Annotated in this window: 1 protein-coding gene; it reads left to right on the top strand. The window is 74.0% G+C overall.

Translation table 11 applies throughout. The annotated features are described in order from the left end of the window. The coding region (locus ACFWVE_RS34790) for an amino acid adenylation domain-containing protein (protein WP_384023199.1) at positions 1–4063 on the top strand (4063 nt) is incomplete at both ends.

The raw sequence follows: 4063 nt of genomic DNA, 5'->3' as shown, positions 1-4063 counted from the left end.
GAGGGTCATGGCCGCGACGGCGACCGGGCGGACGTGGACCTCTCCCGCACGGTGGGCTGGTTCACCCGCGTCCACCCCGTACGGCTCGACGTCACGGGCGACGATCCCGTGGACGCCGTCAAGCAGGCCAAGGAGCAGCTCGGCCGGGTGCCGGGCCGGGGCTTCGGTCACGGCCTGCTGCGCTACCTCAACCCGCAGACGGCCCCGCTCCTGATGCACTGCGCCCGGCCGCAGATCGGCTTCAACTACCTCGGCCGTACGACCACGTCCCTGGACGCCCTTGCCTCGTCCGCGTCCGGAAGCACCGACGCAGGCGCCGACTGGACGGTGGCCGACGACGCGCACGGACTGGGCGCCGGCACCGATCCGGCCACTCCGCTGCTGCACGCGCTCGACGTCAACGCGGTCGCGGTCGACGGACCCGGGGGCCCGGTGCTGTCGGCGACGTTCGCGTGGGCGGGCGGTCTGCTCGACGAGGCCGAGGTGCGGGACCTGGCCGAGCGGTGGCTGCGGTCGCTGGAGACCCTCGCGGGCACGGGTGCCGAGACCGGCGGCCACACGCCGTCCGACTTCCCCCTCGTGCCCCTCACTCAGGAGCAGGTGGAAACCCTCGAAGCCGCGTACCCCGGCCTGGAGGACGTCCTCCCGCTCTCCCCGCTCCAGGAGGGCCTGCTCTTCCACGCCGTCTACGACGGCGGCGAGAGCGACGTCTACACCCCGCAGCTCTGCCTCGACCTCGAAGGCCCGCTCGACGCGGACGCGCTCAGGGCCGCCTGTACGGCGCTGCTGGCCCGGCACGCCAACCTGCGGGCCGCGTTCGTCCACGACATCACGGACGCCCCCGTCCAGGTGATCACCCGTGATCCCGGACTCCCGTGGCTGACGGCCGACCTGAGCGCCCTGCCCGACACCGCGCAGGCCGCGGAGAGCGACCGGATCGCGGACGCGGAGCTCGCCGAGCGCTTCGACCCGGCGCGCCCGCCCCTGCTGCGGGCCGCGCTGCTCGGCCTCGGCGACAAACGCCACCGACTTGTCCTGACGCACCATCACATCCTGCTGGACGGCTGGTCGGTGCCCGTCCTGGCCCGTGATCTGTTCGCCCTGTACGCGGCCGAGAGCCCGACGGCCACGCTGCCTCGGGCCGCCCCCTACGGCGACTACCTGCGCTGGCTGGCCGCGCAGGACCGCGACGACGCGCACGCCGCCTGGGCCCGGGCCCTGGACGGGGTGGACGAGCCCACGCTCGTCGCCCCCGCCGCCTCCGACCGGATGGCGCCGGCCGTGCGCCCCGGACGGGTGCACCCCGAACTCCCTCCGGGCCTTGCCACCCGCCTCGTCACGTGGGCCAGGTCCCGCGGGCTCACCGTCAACACGGTCCTCCAGGGCGCCTGGGCGCTGCTGCTGTCCCGGTTGACCGGCCGTGACGACGTGGTCTTCGGCACGACGGTGTCCGGCCGGCCGCCGGAGGTGCCCGGCATCGAGACCATGGCGGGCCTGTTCATCAACACCCTGCCCGTCAGGGCGCGGCTGGACCAGGACCGGACCCTCGAGGAATTGCTGCGCGGCCTCCAGGACGAGCAGGCCGGGCTGATTGCCCACCAGTACCTCGGGCTGAGCGACATCCAGAGTCTCGCAGGCCTGCCCCGGCTGTTCGACTCGGCCATGGTCTACGAGAACTACCCGGTCGACGAGAAGGCCACGGCCCTCACCGGCACCTCCCTCACCCTCACCCGCGTGGAGACCCGTGAGGCCGCCCACTACCGGCTCATGCTGATCGCCGCACCGCGGGAGCAGGGGTTGTCCCTGCGCATCGAGTACGCGCCCGCCGCGTTCGGCGACGAGGAAGCACGCGTGCTGGCCGACCGGTTCGTGCGGGTGCTGCGGGCGTTCGTGGACGACCCCCACCGGCCCGCCGGCACGGTGGACGTGCTGTCGCCGGAGGAGCGGCACCGCATCCTGGCCGACTGGAACGACGCCGACGCGGATACGACGAAGGCCGCGACGAGCGTCGTCGAGGCGTTCGCGGCGCAGGTGGCGCGAACGCCGGAGGCCGTGGCCGTCCGCTGGGACGGCGGGGTGCGGACCTACCGGGAACTCGACGAGCGGGCGGCCCGGCTCGCGGCCCGGCTGATGTCCCTGGGGACCGGTCCGGAAGACCGGGTCGCGCTGCTGATGGAGCGTTCGCCGGAGGTCGTGACGGCGATCCTGGGCGTGCTGAAGGCCGGAGCGGCCTACGTGCCCCTCGCCCCCGACCTGCCCCGGACCAGGCTGGACGAGATGCTGCGGCAGACCGGGGCGTCGGTGGTCGTCACCGACGAGACCCACCGGGGCACGGCGCCCGGCCTGCTGCCCCGAGCCGCCCACTTCCTCGCGGTGACCGACGACGACCCGCGACAGGACCCGGCCGTCGTACCTCCCGTGGTGCGCCCCCACCCGGACAACGCCGCCTACGTGATGTTCACGTCGGGCAGCACCGGCGAGCCGAAGGGCGTGACGGCCACCCACCGCGGTGTGGTCGGCCTGGCCGCGGACCGTCACTGGACGAGGACGGCGACCGATCGCCCCATCCGGACGCTGCTGCACTCGCCGTACGGCTTCGACCCGTCCACCTGCGAGCTGTGGACGCCCCTGCTGAACGGCGGGGAGGTCGTGGTGGCCCCGCCCGGCGAGCCCGACGTGGCGGCCATCGCCCGGGCGGTCCGCGAGCACGAGGTCACCCTGCTCCTGCTGACGGCCGGGCTCTTCCGGGTGGTGGCCGAAGAGGACCCGGGCTGCCTCGTCGGCGTCCGCGAGGTGATGGTCGGCGGCGATGTCGTCACGGCCGCCACCGTCCGCCGGGTGCTGGAGCACTGCCCCGACACCGTGATCACCGACGCGTACGGCCCGACCGAGATCACCGTGTACGCCACCGCCCACACCATGGCCGACCGGCGTTCGGTGCCGTCGGCCGTGCCGATCGGCCGTGCCCGTGACGGCATGCGGGCCTATGTGCTCGACGGCCGGCTGCGGCCGGTGCCGCCCGGGGCGCAGGGTGAGCTGTACATCGCCGGTGACGCGCTGGCGCGCGGCTACCTGAACTGGTTCGCGCAGACGGCGGAGCGGTTCGTCGCCGATCCGTTCGGTCCGGCCGGTACCCGTATGTACCGCACGGGCGACCTGGTGCGCTGGACCCCGGACGGAGTGCTGGAGTTCCTCGGGCGGGCCGACCACCAGGTCAAGATCCGCGGCTTCCGCATCGAACTCGGCGAGATCGAGGCGGCCCTCGGCGAGCAGGACGACGTGGCCGACTCCGTCGTCCTGGTGCACCGGGCGCCCTCCGGTGCCAAGCACCTGGCCGGCTATGTCGTGCCCGAACCGGGCTGCACCCTCGACACCGGCCGGCTGCGCGCCCTGGTCGCCGAGCGGCTGCCGGAGTACGCGCTCCCGAGCACCCTGCAGGTCCTGGACGCACTGCCCCTGACCCGGCACGGGAAGCTGGACCGCACCGCCCTCCCGGTGCCGCACCCGGAGGGCGCGGGCAGCGGCAGGGAACCCCGCACGGAACGGGAGAGGCTGCTCTGCGCGCTCTTCGCCGACGTGCTGGGCGTGGAGCGGGTCGGCGTGGACGACGGGTTCTTCGCGCTGGGCGGGGACAGCATCATGTCGATCCAGCTGGTCAGCCGGGCGCGGCGGGCCGGTCTCGTCCTCACCCCGCGCGAGATCTTCGAGCACCGGACACCGGCCGCGCTGGCGGAGGTCTGCCGCACCGCCGGCGAGGAAGCGGCGGACGCCGTCGAGGACGACGGTATGGGTCCGGTCGAGGCGACTCCGGTGATGCGCTGGCTGCGGGAGTGGCGGGGCACGGCGGAGGGTTTCCAGCAGTCGGTGCTGCTCCAGGTCCCGGGCGGGCTGGGGCAGGAGCGGCTGACATCGGCGGTGCAGGCGCTGCTGGACCGTCATGACGTGTTGCGGTTGCGGGTGTCCGCGGACTGGGCGTTGGAGGTGGGTGAGCGGGGTTCGGTGGATGCTGCCCGGTGCGTGCGCCGGGTGTCGTCGTCCGACGTCGGTGCCGATGTGGTGGGGG

Origin of the sequence: Streptomyces sp. NPDC058632 (genome assembly GCF_042717095.1) — a bacterium.
Taxonomy (GTDB): Bacteria; Actinomycetota; Actinomycetes; order Streptomycetales; family Streptomycetaceae; genus Streptomyces.
Note: the sequence above shows the minus strand (reverse complement) of the source record. Positions and strands in the feature narration are given on the sequence as shown.